Source organism: Rhizobium leguminosarum, from assembly GCF_002953715.1.
GTDB classification, from domain to species: domain Bacteria; phylum Pseudomonadota; class Alphaproteobacteria; order Rhizobiales; family Rhizobiaceae; genus Rhizobium; species Rhizobium leguminosarum_V.
In genome coordinates this window covers 184,178-202,969 of the sequence record NZ_CP025015.1, presented here as the reverse complement: position 1 = coordinate 202,969, position 18,792 = coordinate 184,178, and the positions used below count along the sequence as shown (strand labels likewise).

Here is an 18,792-nt window from a genome sequence, read left to right as displayed (position 1 = left end):
TTTATAGTTTGACGCCTGTCCGGTGGGGCAGCCGATTAAGACGTGTACTTAAAATCTGAAAAGAAATAAAACAACGTCTGTCGTTCAACAAGAATTGGCAGGCTTGCGATATACGGGGCGCCGGCAAGTGAGTGACATCGAAGACCTCAACGCGAGACAGGATTTGGAAAGTCGCATCAACCGCGATATCCAGCTGCGTACGCAAATCCATATGGCAAACGTCGCGAGGATGAAAGCTGCACAAGATGCAGCAGCCGTCGTAGAGGCGGACACCATTCGCAAACGTGTCTACCTCGCGCAGGGAGACTCGTGGTTCGACTACCCGCTGACCGGTAACGGCTTTCCATTTCAAGATACGGACATCATTGCGCAATTGCGTCGGTTCGGATCAAATCCGCCTACAGTACTGAACCTCGCGCACCATGGGGACGCAGCCATAGATGAGATGTCGCTTCCAAAGCAAGAGCGCATGATCACGGCTCTGCGGAACAAAGATAACTGGATAGGCGGGAAGCCAGACGGAATATTGTTTTCAGCAGGCGGCAACGATATCGCGGGTGATCAATTCTGCGTATTCCTCGATTTCAATGACGGACACAGCCCTGGTTTGAACGCTTATAGATTTGAGAAAGCACTTGGGTTAGTCGAGGCTTGCTATCTTGCGATGTTTGCGCTCCGCGATCGGCACGCTCCAGGAGTTCAGGTCTACGGTCATGCGTATGACTTTCCCGTTCCCAATGGGGAGCACCCGTCTTGCGCTGGTCCGTGGCTAAAGCCGTCGCTAGATTTCAACAATTGGTCTGTCGCTCAAGGTACCAAGATTGTCAAAACGGCTCTGACCGAATTCAGAAATATGCTGGCAAAATTGGCTAACGACCCAGAGAACCGGTTCACCCTCATCGAAACACAAGGGACTCTAAAGCCTGAGGACTGGGCTAATGAGCTGCACCCCGGCGTCCTCGGCTTTGGTAAAATGGCGAAGAAATTCTACAGCGCTCTCACCAGTTCGGCAGACACTTAGACGCGTCCAAAAACACGACTTCAAGAGGAGGCATACGATGGCAGCGATAGATGATTATCCGGACCTTAAAGACTTCTTGGATCCGACTGATGACTATCAAGTTTCGACGCAGGAGGTAACGTCGGGCGGGCAACGATATCTTGTTGTTACCGAGAAGAGCGAAAGCGATGCCGGCCAACTTTTGTTTCGGATCACGGATAAAGGCCTACAGCTCGAGAAATCTGATAACGCCGTGTCCATTGGCCCGAGCCTAGATACCTTGGCAGACAGCCCGAACCTCGTATGCAGAATAAGTGATCAGGGAGATATTGATGCTGTTTTCAACGAGGCGGTGAACGCTTTCGAGAGGGGATTTTCGTCGGCTGACGGACCCGATGGTGGAAATCTTGCCTGCGTTTGGGCGGTTCGCCATATCGCAAAGCAGGCGCTCGGACGCTGGATCACGAGGACCGACGGCACTGCTGTGTTCGATCCGGAACTCAAACGCTGTTTTGGCTCGAACTTAAAAGAAGCTGACGTCCCCGCCGGCGGGATCATCATCTCGCCGACCGAAGGACGCAACATCGGGCACGTCGGCATCATGGGGCCAGTGACTGGCGATGATAAACGCTTGATCTATTCAAACTCGAGCTCAGCAGCGATTTGGAAGCAAAACTTTACCCTCAAGACGTGGGTCGAGCGATATCGGGATCGCAAGGGGTTGAAAGTCCATTTTTACCCGATTCCGAATTACACGTAGGCGATCAGCTAACCGTTAGCAGCTTCGCCGCGGCGCAAGTGAACCACTACCACGGAAGGGACAGTGTGGCGTGGATTGTTCGGTCCAGGCTTTCATATGATAGAGGCGAATTGGATTCGATGGGAACGATTTCGAGAGCGATGGCGGTAATCGCATGCATCTTCTGTGTGAGCTGCGGAGGTAATCTGATCGAAACGGTGCCCGGCAACATCGCTGCCTCTAGTGAAGGAGCAGTCGACGTTCCACTGCCATATTACCTGCCAAGAGGTGTTATCATCCTAGATGTCAGTTGGGATGAGAGCAAAAAGTCAGTCGAATACGCCTCCGACTTTAAAGCGCACCTGGTTGCAGACCAAAATGCGGGTCCGTTGGTTTTGGCACACCGCCATATTGGCCTTAGTAGCGAAAATGCGACAGTTGAGGTCGATCCCTCCTCGATGCTGTTATCGAAAGTCTCCTCGACTTTCACGCCACAGCGAACCGAAGCTCTGAACGCTTTGTCAGCGGTTCTTGCTCAGGTCGGAGAGCTGAGGGCGGCCCTTACACCAAAATCGGACAGAGCAGAGGTCTGTACCGGGACGAAAGTTCGCGCGGAAATCCCTTTGGGCGGCTTACAAAAGGTGAAGATAACCGAGATATCGAAAGTCGCGGATTGCAAGATTGATGTTAAGGCGACCGTCACCGCAGTCGACAGCGGATTGACCAGGGACACTTTGCCATCTGCGAGCTTGAGCTCAGTGAGAGCCCTTTGCCGAGAAGCAATTTGTCTGCGCCCTGCAAGACTTTATAGCGTTTCGATCAAGGTGTCGGTCAGTTCGGGTCAGATTACGCCAAAGATTCCAAGTTTTACAGTCGCGTCGCCGGATATGGCCAAATTGGCTTTCATCAAGTTCAAACCAGGGGCGTTCGCATCCAAATCGACGACCCTCGAATTTACCGATGGAATGCTGAAATCTTACCAGGTCGCAAATTCGAGTGAAGTGGTCGGTTTTCTAGGCTTCACTGCAGCAGCCATCGGGACTGCGACGGCGGTGGCGACTTTGCGCTAAGATAACCGACAAGCGGGGTACCGATCAGGAGGCCAATGCAATGCGAACCGTGTTGTTTAGATTGATACTTATCCTCGGGACGGCCTTCACCGCGGCTGCGACCGATGCCTATGCACAACTCTGCAAGAGTGCCCCACAATGTCGAAGTACGGCGCCCGAGGGCAAGCTTTTACACAACCCGAACAGCAACGGTCGGCGAGTTTGGACCACACCATGCGGACCGGTGACTTCGAGTCAACATCTCGACCCCATCTGCAATGAGATTGCCCAATGTCAAGGCGCGGGCGGATTTGGCAAGTTTCTGGAAGCAGTCACCTTCCAGTGCAGAAGTAAAAGCTTTGGTGGGTACTTCGGCTTGGATGGGATGACGTTCGGGATCTTGGACTGGACGTCATCGAACCTACCGGGAGTGTTGCGAGCATATCAAGAGCGTTCCAAATCGGGTTTCGATGAACATTTCGGCTTTCTGGAGCCGCAGATGAAAGACGGCTGCCTTGATCCAGATTGGGTTTGCACGGCAAACAAGAACGCAACGCTAATGTGTGGAACTAAGTTTCGTGAGGCCTTTAGTGGTGCGATTACAACACCGGATTTTCGAAGAGCTCAAATGGACTATGCTCGACTTGAGTACGAGGCCCGGTTGGCCCGGTTTTCCGACTTAGGCCTGAAAACGGAGTATGGGAACACGGCAATGGCCGTCCTAGCGAACAACCTGTTGTCTAACCGCGCATGCAAACCAGCCACTTGGAAGGCGGAATGCCGCGGGGCTGCGGACGAGGGCAAACTCGTCGACTGTATGTTAGACCAATATGTGGCGCACGCCTGTCGCGGAGGAAGCAAACGAACATCACAAGATCGGGTCGACGCCATCAAAAAGGCCTTTGCCGGGTCGAAGGAAAGTGTCGACGTTCACCCTACTAGCGCTGCAATCGAGCAATGCGTTTCCGATTGGAGCAAGTGAAACCGGAATGTAGGCAACGATTAATTCCAGCCCGGGGGCACTAGCCCGTTAGTATTCGACGACATTCAAGCCTCCGTGTCCAGCGGTTGAGGCGTAAGTGCGTGAAAGTTGGGTAGCGAGTGAGCTTACCGACCGCGTTATCTTAAAGGTCGTCCGGAAACTGGCAGCTGGAAAGGCTCCAAATGTGCGGCCTCGGCTTTTTGGAACGACACCTATCAATCTGAGCGTTGTGGGTACCGCAACCCCTCCCCACTCCAGAACTTGTGGTGCGCGGCTCGACGACCTCGTCCAACTCAAGATCCTGAAGTCGCATTGTGGAGCGGGATCCGCGGGTATCGCCGATATGTGCTCTTGATAGGGTTCGAACCGTCGGACCTTTTGATATAAGAGCTATCTCTCTGAAATTGTAACGGATATCGGCTTTGTCTGCAGGGAATAGCTGATTTGGGGCCGTGAGCGGACTGGCTGTTTTTGGCGCTAAGAACGAGATACACAAGTAATACTTGCTGGTATTTCAATATTTTCGAAAACATGATTCTTTCGGTAGCACCCTCAAATGACCCTCGACGGATTCCTGACCTTCCTTGGACTAGCTGCTGCCGTCTTCGCGATTATTCCGCCGGTTGCCAGGTTGCGGATCCGTTTGCAGCTTGTTCCGCAAGCCATCTTGGCGGCCGCGGCATTGGTGCTCGCCCTCTACTTCGAGTTTTTCCAGTTTGTCTCCCTACCTTGCCTGCCGGCTTTTCGGATTGTCTGCGACGGGCTCGTAATCCAGCCCGGCGCCGCCTTTACACCAGCGATGGCTGCGTTTCTCGTTGTTTTGGTCTGGATGCTACTCGCCTGCTTGGTGTCGATATGCCTCCCACCGAGCCAGCGATCAATCCGAGCAATGGCCGATCTCGTCGAGCAGCTGTTCCACCAGCAACGCTACGGCGAGGCGGTTGACTTCGTCCTTCCGCACGTGCGCTTCTTGGAGCGTGCCCAAAATCGCAAGCTCTGGAATCAAAAGTTGAAGGACTGGCTCGCCGGCAAGCGTATCCCCGATCTGGAGAAATGGTTAAGTGATCCCATACGTGCGGACAAGAAGCGAAGGTGGCTAACGCCATTTCGATTATTGGCGCGGGGCGTTCCGGGGGGAGCACATGCGCAAGAGCACGCCGAGCGCATCTTGAATTCCCTCTACCTGAGCCGGCAATTCATGGACTACGCTGCTCTTCAGCGCCCCAGTGTGACGGGGGTGCTTCTGACGCTCGATGCCCATCAGCGTTTCGACTTCTCCAATCGACTTTTGGCTAGCTTGGCTTCGTCGCCAGGAAGCCGCCTGTATGAAGAAGTTGAGCGGAACGCCAAATATGAAGGTCTCGGCGACAATCTCGTGGTCGGCCACAATTTCATCTTGCGAGCGTATTTCTTAGACGCAAGCGTGGCCGAAACCCTTGCGGCCTGGAAGCCCATCGGCGATTTCGTGATCGATTATATTAGGGGTGATGACGCCGTCGTTCGAGCAAAGCTCAACGGAAAGAGCGATGGTTTCGACCAACGAAGGTGGCGAGATCCGGTTGCTTTTGCCATCGCCTATTTCGACTTGATGATCCGTTCGGCATTCAGTCAGGACATCAAGGATCACATGTGGCTGGCCTACCTGGACCACTTCGTGGACGAGCTGGTCGAAATCTACGATGCCACCGGTCCTGAGATCGATCAGGGTGATGAATTCCCGACTTGGAATGCTCATCTGATCTATGAATGTATCAACACCTTGGGACACTGGATTCAGTTTACTCGAAAGGCGCCAGAGGGATCGGGTCATCGTAGTTTTCCGGGAAGCCTTCACCAAGGATCGGCAGGCATTCCGGCGAATGCGGCGCGCAGCCTTGGCACGTGCCTCTACCATGTCCTCCAATCCCACCGTGTCGGCGATACCTTTGCAATATATATGGTCGAATGCGTCTTGAGGGACATCAGGTATCTCGTCCAGCCTGGGGACGAGGAAGCTCGGAAGTTCCTCATCCGCTCTATCGTCACGGGCGGCGGCCGCGACAATGCGCATGATTATGGAGCAAGACTGGCACACCTACTGGGTGGCATTGATTATATCCTTCTCAATGATGTCCCAGATTTTCTCGTTGCAGCGAGGGTTGCCCACCCCCGAGCAGAATTTCCCGATTGATAGGCTTACGCCGATCTCGGCAATGCAGGAGACGAGCTGTTGGAAGATTTCGTAGCATTTGAGAAAGAGGTCGATGCAATTGTTGAGGCCTTGCCGATTGCGAAGCTTTCGGCTCCGACATTGTTGCATCAGTTGCATCAGTTTATCTTCTCGATGATTCATATGTCCGGAGGCGATCAAACCAAGCGGGTCGCTGGCGAGACGATATCATATCGAGTGAGCTACTTGCTGCCTTGGCTGGCTGGTCGAGACTGGGACCTACAGCCGGCCTCCGTTCCGGAAATGATGGCAACCTTCAATGAAGCAGACCCAAAGAGAGATCAGTTCAAAATACTTTTGAAATATAGCCATTTTTGCGAGTTTGTACCGGCGGTTCACCGGGGTCAATATATTGTTACGCGATCCGCATCGGGTTTCTCCCTTACCTACCCAAACGAAGCGATCGAAGAAGCTGAAGCCAAAGACATTATCGTCAGCGAGCTGGCGATCAATTTTTTGCTCGGAAAAGCATTCGATTTCGATGATCGGCTTTTTGCATTCGTTGAATCGGGTGCTGACATCGATCCCGAACAGTTGGTGCCAATAGCGACAGAGCGCGCGCAACGGTTCGCAAAAGATCTCGTGGAACAGGCGCTCATTACGGATGTAGGCCTTGGAGAGGTCTTGGGCTCTAATCGTGCCACCTACAAAAAGTTGCAGGCAAGCTTATTCGGGTTGGCGTCGGTCGCGGGCGAGGTTGCGACCATGTATTACGGTCTGGCCCTCGAAAAAGACGGCGGTCAGCTCTTCGATCGGAGCATGAGCTGGGCCACCATCGTGTGGGAAGAGCAAGTATGGTCTCAGATGCTCGAACAGATCTCTGGACAGGGCGCTGAGGTCATCGGGCGTTTCCTCGATGCCTTCACGTACCACGCCGAACGCCCGGCCAGGCAACGGATTGGCGGAGAAGGTTATACACCGCCGTTTTACAAGATGGGTTCCGCCCGGTTTGCCTCCGTCGACACGATGATGGTGTTTTGTCACGAACGGAATGCGATCCAAGGCTTCATGCGAAATCAGCCTTCCCGCTTTGATGAACTCGTTTCACATGACCTTGAGCCTACGCTGATCTCCGCTTTCGAGGTGACGCTTCAAGGCTCCCCAGAGCTACGCGTCTTCAAAAACAGAAAATTCAAGGGTGGCGAGTTCGACATGCTCGTCATCGACCCGGTTACGCAACACATCATCATCTGCGAAGCTAAAGCCCCTATGCCTCCGCAGGGTGTGCGCGCAACCGAACGCTTGGGAGGGCGGATCGGCGAGGGGATGAAGCAGTTGTCGAGCTTCATTGCCCGGCCCCACGAAGAAAAGCTTCGCGTTCTTCAGGAGGTTACAGGCTTGCGATTTGACAATCCGACCCTGCATTATGCAATTTTAGGGAGGGCGTGTTTTGGTTTGCTGAATGTCTGGACACAGAAAGAGATCACGCCCATCACCCTACCCCTAATGCGCTTGGCGATTGCACGCCTGAGAGAACGGAAGACTGGTATCGCTGCCAATCTGACGACTATGGTCAACGAGATCTGTGATGAGATTTTCGCCGAAGCAAAGTGGTCTTGGCGCCCTGAGAAGATTGAGCTCTGCGGGTCGGTGATCGAAATCCCGCTGCTCGCTTACGAAAGAGACATTATCGACAGATGGATGCGCGCCGCGGGCACGTAGTCGACAGGTGGGGCCGCCTGCTAATTAGACTTCGCCTAAAACTATACAAGCAGATGATAGGCGCTTTAGATCTTAGCTTACTAAATTGGGCATCACGATAGAAGTCGGCTTTGGCATGGCTGGTCACAAACCAGACAGTCTGAGAATCGACCCCCTTGGACGGGGCCAAGTAACACGGCAATGTCCGGTCTCGGGAGTTGGCGACAAGCCGATTGGCCGAAATGGACGCCGCGAAGCCGTCGTTGAGCGTGAACCGCAGAGGGCATCGAATCAGCGGCTTGACCGGCGTCTTCGCCTTGAAGGGATTGGAACTGACTACCCAGTTATTCCGAGTCTCACTGAAGGTGAATTACCCGGTAAAACAAGCGGTTGCCCGGCTTGCGGTGGCGGGGTTGGGCGCAACAGGAGACGATCTACTTTCGAGGCCAGTTATAAGGGAATGGCGGTCCGGCTGCCGAATCCAAACGGACATGCGGGCTCCGCTTGGCTGTCAGGCGTCAATCTCGGGCAGGACCGGCACGATTTCTCCCGTGGTCATGTATACGATCGCGCCGCGCGGTGCCGACGTTGCCCGAAGGTAGCGCTGCAACTGCTGAACATACGCCTCCCGGTGCAGGTCGGTGTCGCGATCACTTTTCCAGTCCAGAACCTCCAAGACCTTACCGTCCTCAATAGCGATCGCATCGACACGGCCAGCGAGAAGATTGCCGGGGTCCAACTCACTCCAGACAGAGAGCTCCGGTACAAGGAAAGGGAGGAGATGCTGCACATAGGGGAGCCGAAGCGTCTGCAGCGCTGTCGCCGCGAGTTCGCCCGGAACCGGAGGCCCGTTTGTGGGATCGAGGGCGAGAAGCTCGTCGCGAAGGCGCTCCGCCCGGGCGGTAATATCATCCTGCGGCGAGAGCTCTCCGGTCAAAAGCTCTTCCATGAGCTTATGCAGGATCAATCCCCGAATTCTGCCGGCGCCGATCGGCTCGACATATTCGAATGTGCTGCCCGGCTCGATAGCAATGGCGGGTGTGAGGATCTCCGCTCGATCAGCGTCATGCACACTAGGGTTCACCCAGCGGAGCGCCGGCGTCGCCGCTTGCACGATCGCGGCCTGCCGGGCGAATGTGTCGGCGTCCTGGGAGACAACCACGGCCTTGGAGCCGGTGGCCGGTTGAGGCTCGAGCGCATAGAGCTTCAGTTCTTCGAGGAGATCAAACCTGAGATTGACCAATTTCGACCAAGCCGCGGGTCCCGCAGAGGAAAGGTAGGGCACGATCAACAGGTCTCGGGCGCGCGTGCACGCCACATACCACATGCGCTGGTTTTCGAGCGCCTGTCGTCGCCCCTGCTCTTCGCGGGCACGCCTGAGCGCCGAGGAGGAAACGCCCCCTATGACCCAATGAAGGGTGTTGTCGGAATGCCGATGCACAAATCGCTCCGACGGCCTTGCTTGTGTCCCCATGTTGATTGGGATCACCACGGGCCATTCGAGACCTTTCGCGCTGTGGATGGTCACGATCTCGACCGCGTCTCTCGACGCGTCAATCCTTCCTTCCTGGCGCGAGGCGCGTCGATCCCAGTCGAGTTGGAGATGGCGGACGAAGGCCCTGAGGCCCCGAACATCAAAGGGCCGCGCGAGCTCGACAATCCGATCAAGATTGGCAAGCGAGCGCGCAGCGCGATTGTTGCCGCTCCGCACTGACAGCGCGACACGCAACTGGAGCTGCTCGATTGCCTCGGCCAAGAGTACGCGCGGCGTTGTGACGTTCACGCGCGCGCGAAGTTTCTGCAGGGTTTCAAGGACGGAGCGGGCGACGCCATGGGAAACCATGGCCGGCGGCGTCGTGATGTCGAACAGGCCGGTAGGGGAGGCCTCGGGGCCGGCCTGATGGACCTCTTCGGCAATGTCGAGCAGCTCTTCGTCCGTGAGGCCGACCATCGGTCCACGCATGAAGGCTCCGAATGCAAGCCGGTCGCGCGAATCCGCGAGCGCGCGCAACAGTGCAAGGACGTCCTGCGTCTCCTGCTGCAGGAAGAGCGTCTTGCCGGCCTGCGACGCCACGGCAAGCCCGCGCGCTTCCAGTGCGCGTTCGTAGCGCCAGAGCTCGGTGCCGGTTGGAGCCAGGAGAGCGATATCGCCCGCCTCGAGGAGGCGGGGGTCGCCGGTGTGCTCGTCCTCGATTTCGATGGCTCCGATGAGCTTCGAGCAGATCTCTGCAATGACGGCCGCCTCGTCATCCCGCTGCTGTGCCATTTTGGCCTTCTGGCCATCGCCTACGGCCACAAGGGACGCGCAGGCGAGTCCGTGCAAAGCCCCCTCGCGCGTAGCAGTGAGTGCGCTGTAGCTTGGCTGTCCATCTGCATCGAGGACCGATTGGAAAACGCTATTCACATAGTCGATGACGCCTGGCTGACAGCGGAAATTGGCACCGATATGTATGATGCGGTGATCGCCGAGACGGGCAATGGCCTCCTTCGCCTGATTGTAGCTATCGATATCGGCGCCGCGGAACGCGTATATGGATTGCTTGGGATCGCCGACGACAAACAGCGCCCCGTCACGAAGGTCCGCGTCCTGCCATCGGACGGGCATGCTGCGGGCCGAGATCGAAAACAGGATACTGGCTTGTATCGGATCGGTGTCCTGAAATTCATCGATGAGGATGTGTGCGAAGCGCTCACCTATCCCGGTGCGGACGACATCGTTGGTGGTGACGAGGGCATGGGCGCGCTGCAGCAGATCATCGAAATCGAGGACAGCGGCGTTTTCCTTGCGTTGCCTGTAAAGGTCCGTGACCGGATCAAGGGCACGCGACATCTGGCCGACCATCGCATCGCCAATTTGGCCCAGCATATCAGAAAACCGGTCCACACAGGCGCGGAAATGCGCGTCGGCCTGCTGAGAGAGCCCCGGCCCGTCGTCTATCCCGTAAGCCGACTTCCAACGACCAAGATTGCGCGGCTCGGTAAATGTAAATTCGTTCCACTTCATCGAGGGCGTGCGCGGCGGGTTCGCGAGTTCCCACAGTCGGGTGAAGCTGGGCTCTGTCTCGAAACAGTTCTCGTAGAATTCGGCGAGCATCTCGAACTCCTCGATCAATGCTCCGGTGCTGCGCTCCTTGGGGTAGTTTGCGTACCAGCGGCGAAAGACGCGAACGCTTTCGACAAAGTCAATGTCCTTGCGCAGCGAGAGCTCGACCGGGACTGTGCCGGCGCCGGGGTGCGCAAGCTTGAGCTTGGCAAGGTCATAGCTGTCCTTTACGACCTTCAGGGGCTCAAACTTGGACAGGACAGCGACTGGATCCTCACTTTCCTGCATAAGGTGAGAGAGGCGGTCGAACAGCCAGCCGGAGATTACGCTCTCGAACATCGCATCTGCCGTGGGCGCCTCCATCATCTGTGATCCGGGATCAAGCCCCGTTTCGACGGCATAGACCATGATGATCTGCTGGCAGAACGCGTGAATCGTGCACGCGGTCATTTCGTCGAAGTCATCAATCGCCGACCTGAGGACATCCCTTTTGTCATTGAGCAGCTCAAGGCTGACAGCGCCGCGCAGGACCTTCGGGATATCGCCCGCCAGCAGTTGCGTTGCATATTCGCGAATGCGCAGCGACAACTCGCTGGCGGCCAACTCGGTGAATGTAATCGCCGCGATGCCGCGAGGTGGTACACCGTTCAGCATCAGCATAACGACGCGACCGGCAATCAGTGATGTCTTGCCCGTGCCCGCCGCCGCTTCGACCAGTAACGTCTTGTCGAGTTCGGTGAGAACGCGATTACGTTCGACGGCATCACTCAGCATCATCATGGCTCATCCCAAAGTGGCGCGAGCCTTTGTTGAGCGGCTTTGAAGCCTTCCTCCTTCCGCCCCCGATAGCGGTCGAGCGCTGCCGGCAGTGCGATCCTGAGGTCATTATAGCCTGCAAACGCATCTGGCCCCGGATAGGCGACGCCGCTTCCGAGCTCTTCCACCCCAATGTCGATGAAGTGCAGCAGCGTCTCCTCCGCCCGCTCGAGGGTGTCGCCATCAAGGCCTGCTGCAGGCGCCATCGTGTCGAGGTAAACGAGCCGGGTGATGATGGTGCGGGCTTCCGGGTTGAGCTGCCTGATCGTGGTGGCGTAGAGCGCGCGCTGAACTTCCGCCCCGCCGTCCAGGATCACCTCACGGACGTTACGCGGCGTCTTGCCGGTCTTGTAGTCGGACATTCGCACACCGCAGCGATCGGACTTCACATCGACACGGTCGATACGGCCCTTCAGGCGGATGCCCGACTGGCCGATCACGACCTCCTGGCGCTCATCCCATGGATCGACACGCTCTGCCGGCGATTGCGGATTGCCGAACGGGACCTCGCTGAAGCTGCGGGTCCCTTGGCCGAAGCGTTCGTCGATCGTGAGGCCGCGACGGGCGCGCCGCCGTGCCTCCTCGATGGTGTCCAACCACAATAATTTTGGTGGCACCGCCTGGGTCAGCGGCCAACGCTCGGCGATGTCGCGTGCTGCCCCGCCAAGGGCATTGTCGATTTCTTCTGGCGTTGCGCCGACAAGGCCGGGCGTGGGTTCGATGCGCTCGATCGCAAGCCGCAGTAACTCATGCACGAGGTCGCCGAACGTAACGGGATCGAGTTGCAGCGGCTCAACAGCAAGCTCGGGCGCGGTCATTCCCAATGCCCGCAGCCAGACAAAGCCGAGCGGATCACGCAGCAGGCGCCGCAGGGACGTTGCCGACTGCGGCATGCTCAGCGCACGAGTAACGGCCGGATGGTCTTTCCGGAACCCGCCGTCATGCGGCGTAGGCTCCCGCCTGATTGTCCAGTCGGTCCAGCAAGACACAACACCCTGGATTCGCGGCAGCCTCAGCGCATCATCAATGCGCGCAAGCAGACGATCCCCTTCGCTGAACGCATGCTCTGGGGGTCTGGTCCGCGTTAGCGGACGCTCCGTGACCTTCCGTTGCAGCAACGCGCTCCTGGCAAGGAACGCGCCGTCCGCCGAGCGCCTGCTGCGTGACAGCGCAACGCGCGAGCCTGGGTGACTTACGAGAACCTCGAAGGCCAGCCGATCGCGTTCGAGCCGGGGAAGATCCACCAAGTCACGCTCCCTAAGGACGTGATCGGGCACCAGCGGGTCCACACCATCGGCGCGCGGCCAGCTTCTGCTCGAAAGTCCCAGCAGGCGCATGTGCTTGCGCGGCTCACCAACGAGGTCAGCCGCTCTTGCCCAGACGACCTTGTTGGCAGGGTCGCTTTTGTCAGCGATACGCAGTGACGTCAGGGTCATCTCCATCGCCGCAGCCGGCCCCAGGCGAAGCGCTTCTTGCCAGAGGCCGAGGCTCTTGCCCCGCAGCAGGATTTCTCCGAGTTTGACCGCCGCCTGAGGTCCGACATCGAGGTCACGCAGTACTGGGATGAGGGTCGCTGCGATGGAGGGACCATCGGAACGCGAAAGCTGCTCGAGGCTGCTGGCCCAATGCTCCGGTTCAAACAGACCCGCCTCGGTCGGGATGCCTTTCATCCAGTCAGCAGGAACGGCCTCCGACAAATAGGGGGAGAGTTGGGACAGACGTCGAACGCGATCCTGCGAAAGGCCGTTGATCATCACGTCTGCCAACGCCGCGCACGCCTGGCCGGCGCGAGTGCTCAGGGCGGAAACGCCGCTCGCGAAATGGATTGGCAGATTAGCGCCCGCGGCGAGGACCAGCATGTGGTCGTCCCATGGGCCGAGGTCAGCGCTGGTGATCGCAATGTCAGAGGCCTGTATTTTGCCATCGCTCAACAGCTCGCGAGCCCAGCGAAGTGCCTCGACGACCTCTGCGCGAGGATCGGCACAAACGTCGCAGATCAGATCCTGCGGAGGCTCTATCTTCGAGGGCAGTATCGTGCCGGGGAACCAACTCCGATCGCGTGCGCCGGGCGGGTCCCAGGTGATTTCCACAACTGAGGCTAGGGTCTTGATGAGCGGCCGCCAAAGCGGGTCGATCGAAATCAGCCTATGGAAATGCAGGTTGCCAACGGTGGCACGGGCATGTGCCATACGCGCGATCGCTCGGTCGCGAAGGTCTCGGGGCAGAAGCGCACCAATTGGGAGATGGCTGTGTAGGTAGGCCTCGATGCGCCCCAGATCGCGTAGACGGGCGCTCCCATAACGCAGATCGTCGAACCGAATGTCCGCGGCCCATATCCGCGCCAGACTCGCGAGCACGGCCCGCGCCATGCCCGGGCGGGTCTTGACCTGTTCCAATTCTTCGAAAGTGAACTCGCTGAGCGCTCGAGCAACGATTGGGACTAGGGTGGCCTGGTCTGCGGGCCGGACGAAGCCACCCGCAAGGCGGGCAGCGAGCAGGGGGAGCGTCGAGACGTCCCGACCGTGGTCCCCCGCACGCGCTGCGGCGACGCGCTGCATGCGAAAGGAAAGGGTGCCTTCGACGATGATCGTGTGACGCTTGATGGCCAAAGGTCTCAGTTGCTCCGATCTCAGCTCGTGCGGATCGCGGGCACCGCCGCGCGACGCTGCGCCCAGTTGTCGAGCACGACGAATTCGTGGAAGTCGCAGCCGAGATGCCTGCAAACGACGCTCGGTTGGACCTGCCCCTCGGCGCTGATGGAGTGCCCCTTGAGCGTAAGTTGGTGTCCACGCGGACACGTCACCTCGGCCTTGAAGATGTGCTCGGTCGAGGGGTGACAGGCGGCCCAATGGCCTGCCGGCGCCGAACCGGTTCCTTTCCAATGCGCAAAGCCGACCCGCGGTCGCGGGGCGTACCGTTGCGTTGGCACGCGATGGGCTTTCGAGCGCCGAGGCCACAGCGCGCGCCAAAAGTCCTTTGCCCAGGACAGGACGATTTCGACTCTACGCTGCAAGAACCTCTTCCTTTCCCGCGAGACTCTCCGGGCGCAGGACAGTCCCTTGCTCGTCGAAGGCATAGAGCCTGTCGATGCGAACGCCGTTCCACTCAAACCGGTAGTGCGTTGTCTGGATCGACCTCCCGAGCACCTGTCCTTTGAGGACGGCAATGGCCGTTGCCGTGGGACGCTCGGCCGGCCGAAACAGGATGCCGTCGACATCGGCGGGGACCGAATCGCCCAATGACCAGCGTTGCTCTTGCGGAAGCTCGGCCGACACCTGGCGCAGGTCGATGAACCTCCCATCAACTGGTGTCTTCAACATCCTCATGTCGAGTCCGGTCGCAGCTTCCCTTGTGCGCGACAGAAAGCGCGCCCGGCGCGCGATCGAGACCACCAACGCCGTCTGGGGCGTGTCGGCGAGCTCGAGGCACGATCGCTCGGGGGCGAAGAACGTCGTGCCCTCGGGGTTCTCATAGGTGAATGGAGCCAAATTCCAGTTCTGGAGCATTGCGGAATCGAGCTTGGATCCCTCGCGCCGCGCCATCAGGCGGTCCTGCAGGCGCAGACGGGGATTGGTCTTGTTTTCGACTTCGACCAGTGTTTCGACATGATCGGGCGCGATGAGGTCGCGATAGACCGAGACCGGCGGGAACCGCGAGGGGATCAGCCGGTATCCGTTCGCGGCAAAGCGCACGACCGGGTAGTCATCCACCGCGCTGGGCATCGAGGTACCGCCGAACAGCATAGATATCGATCACTTTTCCCCCCAGCATGACGTCCAGCGCGCTGTCGCCGTTGAAGAAGTCATTCGGTGCGTGGATCCAGGCCTCGCTGGCCTGGTCAGAAGTGAAGAGAATTTGCAGGGCCTTCCAGATCGACAACAGATGAGAGAGGCGCTCGACAGTGTCGGGGGGGACGGCTCCTCCCTCCTTTTTCCACTTGAAGAATGTTGAGCGCGGCGGGGACCCGAGAAGGGTGATCTGTTGGTCAGTGGAAAGGTTCCATCGCTCTGCCATCCGAAAGAAGGCCTGCAATTCAACAGGAATCCGTGTTTGCCCAGCGCTCGCTAGGGCGCCGGGAGCGTTTTCTCCCATGATTAATGTCCTCCGATCTCATTTTAGACTTGACGGCGTAATCAGTCCATACATAGACTGTCTATAGCGGGACTCGAATCGAAGTTTAGTCCAATGGCGGACGGCGTCAAGAGTCTTGAGCAAGGAGATTCGACCGATGAGCGCTACTGACGAACTGGCCCGTGCCGAGGCCTATTTCTTGAACGACGCGCCGGTGACGTCCCGCGACAAGATCGTGACGGGTCGCGAGGTTCTGACGCGTGGTGGGTTGAAGCCCCCGTCCGACTACCGCCTGATTCTAGCCGCGGCGGGGCAAGCGCAACTTGTGGAGCTCGACGCCGAGATCGACCTGCGAGACCACGTCGATCCGCGCTTCTATGCATTGCAGAGCGACCGGGTCTTCTCCTTCACGGTCGACGAAATCGACCAGGTCTGGGGTAGTGACACGATCAACGTCAACCGTCTGGTCAACCTGATCGCCATGCCCCCGGATCGCGAGCTGGTGCTGGAACGTGCAGGTGAGCCCGACATTGTCCTGTCGAGCGGCGGGACGTTGTCGCTGGCCGACAAGGCGGTCGAGCATCTGCGCACCCGTCCCAAGGCCCCGCACGAGTTTATCGAGGTGACGGTATTCACGACCAGCGGCACCTTCCCCGAGGAAGGCGCGCTGCGCGTGCCCCCCGTTACTGTGGTGAAGCAGGTGTTGGCGCGCGCCGCCGCTAAGCTGGGCCTCACCGACACCACCGACTGGGTGGTGACCGTCGGGGGGCGTGACGTTAACCCCGATCGCACCTTCACCCAAAACGGGCTGACGGGAAGGGTGGAGCTTGAGTGGGGCCCGCGCGAAGGAGGCGGCGGTGCTTGAGCAGCTTTCGCGCACCAAGTTCGACGGCGACGTCTGCCGCCTGAGTGCGCGGACTGTCGCCCACCGCGCCTGGACCGTCGTCAGTGCGGAGTACCCGATCCTCGATGTCATATTCGGACATGCGACGGCGGAGCCGCTACGCATCCGCATGATCTGCGACCAGTGGAATGACCTGCCGCCCTCGATTGAGTTGCTGTCGGCGAGCGGGGCGCATCTGAGCTCGGCTCCGCCCAATGTGGGCAGCATCTTCAACGGCGGTGCCCATCCCTCAACCGGCCGGCCGTTTGTCTGCATGCGCGGCTCGCGCGAGTTCCACACGCATTCCAGCCATTTCGGCGAGCGCTGGGATGGCTATCGCGGAAAATCGGGAATGGATCTGCTCGGTATCCTCGAGCAGTTATGGCGCGGCTGGAAGAGGGCGGTTGGATGAGCCGGATCAAGGTCGGACGATCTGTGGTGGCGTCGACCATCGAGCGATTGCAGGCGGGCGGACGTATCGGCCACGAACGGGCGGTGCTCTGGCTCGGTAGCGGCGCTGATCGCATTGATGAACTCTACGAGCCGCGGCAACGGACGCGAGCCGACCTGTTCTACTTCGATCGCCAGAGCATGCAGATGCTGTTGGCGCATCTGCGCGAGAAACGCCTGCGCGTACTCGCCCAGGTTCACTCCCATCCCGGCCGGGCTTTCCACTCTGGGGCCGATGATGAGTGGGCGATCGTACGACACGCGGGCGCGCTGTCGCTCGTATTGCCGCGGTTCGCACAAGAGGCGACAGTCGACAATTTCCTCGGGCTCGCCGCGACCTACGTGCTGTCAACTCAAAACCGGTGGGAAGAAGCGACCGGTGGAACCCTATTGGAGATTTGCCGATGACGACTGTCGGTCAGGAAAATGCGCGCATGCTGGCCTCGCTCCTCGGGATCGAAGAGGCGGATGCGGCCCAACGTCTCGACAAGACGGTTCTCGTAACGGTTGCTCCGGGGTTTACCGCGGTAGGTGGCGAAGTCAGCGAACTGCTCGAGCGCACCATCCACGTGGCGCGCTCAGATGAAGGCAAGCCGGATCTTGAGCTGGTGATCGGGAGTGTGCAACCCGCGACATCCGGACCGTATCTTTTTGCCTCACTGAATCAGCGTGGCGTCACCATCGATGCAGCGTCGCTGCGCCATTCGAACGAGCATGTCCATCCGCTGCTGACGGCGCTCGCAGCATGCCATATTGCGGCAGCCGCGCTGCATCGTGTTATCGGATCGTCGAGCCTGCCGCGTTTCGGCCTTCCGCTGTCCGTGGACTTTGCCGAGCTTGGCATCCCGGAACGTGGACTTGCGACAGCCCTTGATATTTCCGGTGCGGTGCTGGTCGGTGGAGGCGCCGTCGGGAACGGCTTCTTACGCGCGCTCCGCCATCTGGAGGTTCGCGGCACCTTGCGGATGGTCGATCCGAAGGTCGTCGGAGAGGGCAATCCCAATCGGTGCCTCTATTTCACCGGCGATCATGTTGGTCTGCCGAAGGCGCCGGCCCTGGCGCAAGCTGCCCAACCGGATTTCCCTGGGCTGAGGCTCGAGCCGCACGCGTGCACATTTGGTGAGCTGGTTGCAAAAACCGGACCCGCCGACACCGCGATCGTGACGGTGGACAGCCGCCGAGCGCGACGGTCCTTGCAGAAGGAGATTCCGCGGCGCGTTATCGATGCGTCCACGACCGATGCACGCGCCGTCATCGTCCACAGCCATAGCCAGCCGACCGATGATGCGTGTCTCGCCTGTATCTATCGTCACATTCCCGACGAGCATGCCCGTGAACGTTCCATCGCCGAGGCGCTAGGCATCGACATCGAGACGGTTCGAGAAGGATTCATCTCGCCTGATGCGGCAGCACGGATCGCGAAGGCGCATTTTTCAGTCGAGGCGAGTACGATCGTAGGCAGGGCCTACGACACTCTGTTCAAGGAGCTTTGCAGTGCTCAGGCGCTCCTCACGCCCGAGGGCCGGCAGGTGTTGGCACCGTTCGCCTTTGTGTCGGCCCTGGCAGGAGTGCTGCTGGTTGTCGAGCTCTTGCGCTCCAATCACCAGGCAGCGACAACAAACTACTGGACGGTCGACCCTTGGGGCGCGCCAATCGGCCGGCTCCGGCGGCTGCGCCCGCGGGTGCCGGAATGCGAATTCTGCGCAGATGATGATGCGCGCAGTCTCGCTCACTCGCTATGGACCCAGAATGGCGAAGTCCGCTGAGATTACCGTGCAGGCCGAGGGCTAACACGATGAGCAACCGGTTTGCGCTAATAGTGCAACTCTTGCCGTGCGTTCGGATGTCCGCTTGTTGGACGTCACAATAGTCCGCGCAACATCCGACTTGCGGGCGCGAAGCGGCCGTT

The 18,792-nt window shown here is 58.8% G+C and carries 15 protein-coding genes; 10 read left to right on the top strand and 5 right to left on the bottom strand.

What is annotated here, in order from left to right; genetic code table 11:
- The first annotated feature begins 127 nt into the window (after nt 1–127).
- The 6 genes from CUJ84_RS33255 to CUJ84_RS33230 all read left to right on the top strand — a co-directional run bounded on the left by CUJ84_RS33255 (nt 128) and on the right by CUJ84_RS33230 (nt 7,641).
- Nucleotides 128–1,021, top strand: a complete 894-nt coding sequence (locus tag CUJ84_RS33255; RefSeq protein WP_245457655.1) for an SGNH/GDSL hydrolase family protein — start codon at nt 128–130, stop codon at nt 1,019–1,021.
- A 37-nt stretch (nt 1,022–1,058) separates the two neighbouring features.
- Entirely contained in the window at nt 1,059–1,760 is a 702-nt protein-coding gene (locus CUJ84_RS33250) for a hypothetical protein (RefSeq protein WP_105009800.1), read from the top strand.
- A 119-nt stretch (nt 1,761–1,879) separates the two neighbouring features.
- Nucleotides 1,880–2,809, top strand: a complete 930-nt coding sequence (locus CUJ84_RS33245) for a hypothetical protein (protein WP_105009799.1) — start codon at nt 1,880–1,882, stop codon at nt 2,807–2,809.
- 40 nt (nt 2,810–2,849) lie between these two features.
- Nucleotides 2,850–3,770 (top strand): hypothetical protein, encoded by a 921-nt coding sequence (locus CUJ84_RS33240; protein ID WP_105009798.1) that lies wholly within the window; start codon nt 2,850–2,852, stop codon nt 3,768–3,770.
- 556 nt (nt 3,771–4,326) lie between these two features.
- Entirely contained in the window at nt 4,327–5,940 is a 1,614-nt protein-coding gene (locus tag CUJ84_RS33235) for a hypothetical protein (protein ID WP_105009797.1), read from the top strand.
- A gap of 39 nt (nt 5,941–5,979) precedes the next feature.
- Entirely contained in the window at nt 5,980–7,641 is a 1,662-nt protein-coding gene (locus CUJ84_RS33230) for a hypothetical protein (protein ID WP_105009796.1), read from the top strand.
- Nucleotides 7,642–8,131: 490 nt separating this feature from the next.
- Here CUJ84_RS33230 and CUJ84_RS33225 read toward each other — a convergent pair whose 3' ends face one another.
- From CUJ84_RS33225 to CUJ84_RS33205, 5 genes are read right to left on the bottom strand one after another with little or no spacing between them, the layout of a single operon-like run.
- Nucleotides 8,132–11,443 (bottom strand): UvrD-helicase domain-containing protein, encoded by a 3,312-nt coding sequence (locus CUJ84_RS33225; RefSeq protein WP_105009795.1) that lies wholly within the window; start codon nt 11,441–11,443, stop codon nt 8,132–8,134.
- Nucleotides 11,440–14,088 (bottom strand): PD-(D/E)XK nuclease family protein, encoded by a 2,649-nt coding sequence (locus tag CUJ84_RS33220; protein ID WP_105009794.1) that lies wholly within the window; start codon nt 14,086–14,088, stop codon nt 11,440–11,442. Before CUJ84_RS33220 ends, CUJ84_RS33225 begins: the two co-directional genes overlap by 4 nt.
- 20 nt (nt 14,089–14,108) lie before the next feature.
- Nucleotides 14,109–14,492 (bottom strand): hypothetical protein, encoded by a 384-nt coding sequence (locus CUJ84_RS33215; RefSeq protein ID WP_105009793.1) that lies wholly within the window; start codon nt 14,490–14,492, stop codon nt 14,109–14,111.
- Entirely contained in the window at nt 14,482–15,222 is a 741-nt protein-coding gene (locus tag CUJ84_RS33210) for an RES family NAD+ phosphorylase (protein ID WP_245457654.1), read from the bottom strand. Before CUJ84_RS33210 ends, CUJ84_RS33215 begins: the two co-directional genes overlap by 11 nt.
- Complete coding sequence (locus CUJ84_RS33205) at nt 15,182–15,571, bottom strand: MbcA/ParS/Xre antitoxin family protein (RefSeq protein WP_105009792.1); 390 nt, start codon at nt 15,569–15,571, stop codon at nt 15,182–15,184. Before CUJ84_RS33205 ends, CUJ84_RS33210 begins: the two co-directional genes overlap by 41 nt.
- Before the next feature lie 136 nt (nt 15,572–15,707).
- On the opposite strand from CUJ84_RS33205, the gene CUJ84_RS33200 reads away from it, so the two are divergent.
- Genes CUJ84_RS33200 through CUJ84_RS33185 form a run of 4 tightly spaced genes read left to right on the top strand, consistent with a single transcriptional unit; the run spans nt 15,708 to nt 18,649 of the window.
- Entirely contained in the window at nt 15,708–16,415 is a 708-nt protein-coding gene (locus tag CUJ84_RS33200; protein WP_105009791.1) for a multiubiquitin domain-containing protein, read from the top strand.
- Nucleotides 16,408–16,845, top strand: a complete 438-nt coding sequence (locus CUJ84_RS33195; protein WP_105009790.1) for a putative metal-binding protein — start codon at nt 16,408–16,410, stop codon at nt 16,843–16,845. The genes CUJ84_RS33200 and CUJ84_RS33195 overlap by 8 nt, the downstream gene beginning before the upstream one ends.
- Nucleotides 16,842–17,291: a Mov34/MPN/PAD-1 family protein gene (locus CUJ84_RS33190; RefSeq protein WP_105009789.1), complete on the top strand. Its 450-nt coding sequence runs from the start codon at nt 16,842–16,844 to the stop codon at nt 17,289–17,291. The genes CUJ84_RS33195 and CUJ84_RS33190 overlap by 4 nt, the downstream gene beginning before the upstream one ends.
- A complete protein-coding gene (locus CUJ84_RS33185) occupies nt 17,288–18,649 on the top strand; it encodes a ThiF family adenylyltransferase (RefSeq protein ID WP_105009788.1) in 1,362 nt (453 codons plus the stop codon). The genes CUJ84_RS33190 and CUJ84_RS33185 overlap by 4 nt, the downstream gene beginning before the upstream one ends.
- Nucleotides 18,650–18,792 lie beyond the last annotated feature (143 nt).

What these genes read in the sequence shown, in the direction of transcription:
- CUJ84_RS33200 (WP_105009791.1), top strand. Translation starts at nt 15,708, where the DNA reads ATGAGCGCTACTGACGAACTGGCCCGTGCCGAGGCCTATTTCTTGAAC.
- CUJ84_RS33210 (WP_245457654.1), bottom strand. Translation starts at nt 15,222, where the DNA reads ATGCTGTTCGGCGGTACCTCGATGCCCAGCGCGGTGGATGACTACCCG.
- CUJ84_RS33225 (WP_105009795.1), bottom strand. Translation starts at nt 11,443, where the DNA reads ATGATGATGCTGAGTGATGCCGTCGAACGTAATCGCGTTCTCACCGAA.
- CUJ84_RS33250 (WP_105009800.1), top strand. Translation starts at nt 1,059, where the DNA reads ATGGCAGCGATAGATGATTATCCGGACCTTAAAGACTTCTTGGATCCG.
- CUJ84_RS33190 (WP_105009789.1), top strand. Translation starts at nt 16,842, where the DNA reads ATGAGCCGGATCAAGGTCGGACGATCTGTGGTGGCGTCGACCATCGAG.
- CUJ84_RS33205 (WP_105009792.1), bottom strand. Translation starts at nt 15,571, where the DNA reads ATGGGAGAAAACGCTCCCGGCGCCCTAGCGAGCGCTGGGCAAACACGG.
- CUJ84_RS33235 (WP_105009797.1), top strand. Translation starts at nt 4,327, where the DNA reads ATGACCCTCGACGGATTCCTGACCTTCCTTGGACTAGCTGCTGCCGTC.
- CUJ84_RS33245 (WP_105009799.1), top strand. Translation starts at nt 1,880, where the DNA reads ATGGGAACGATTTCGAGAGCGATGGCGGTAATCGCATGCATCTTCTGT.
- CUJ84_RS33185 (WP_105009788.1), top strand. Translation starts at nt 17,288, where the DNA reads ATGACGACTGTCGGTCAGGAAAATGCGCGCATGCTGGCCTCGCTCCTC.
- CUJ84_RS33240 (WP_105009798.1), top strand. Translation starts at nt 2,850, where the DNA reads ATGCGAACCGTGTTGTTTAGATTGATACTTATCCTCGGGACGGCCTTC.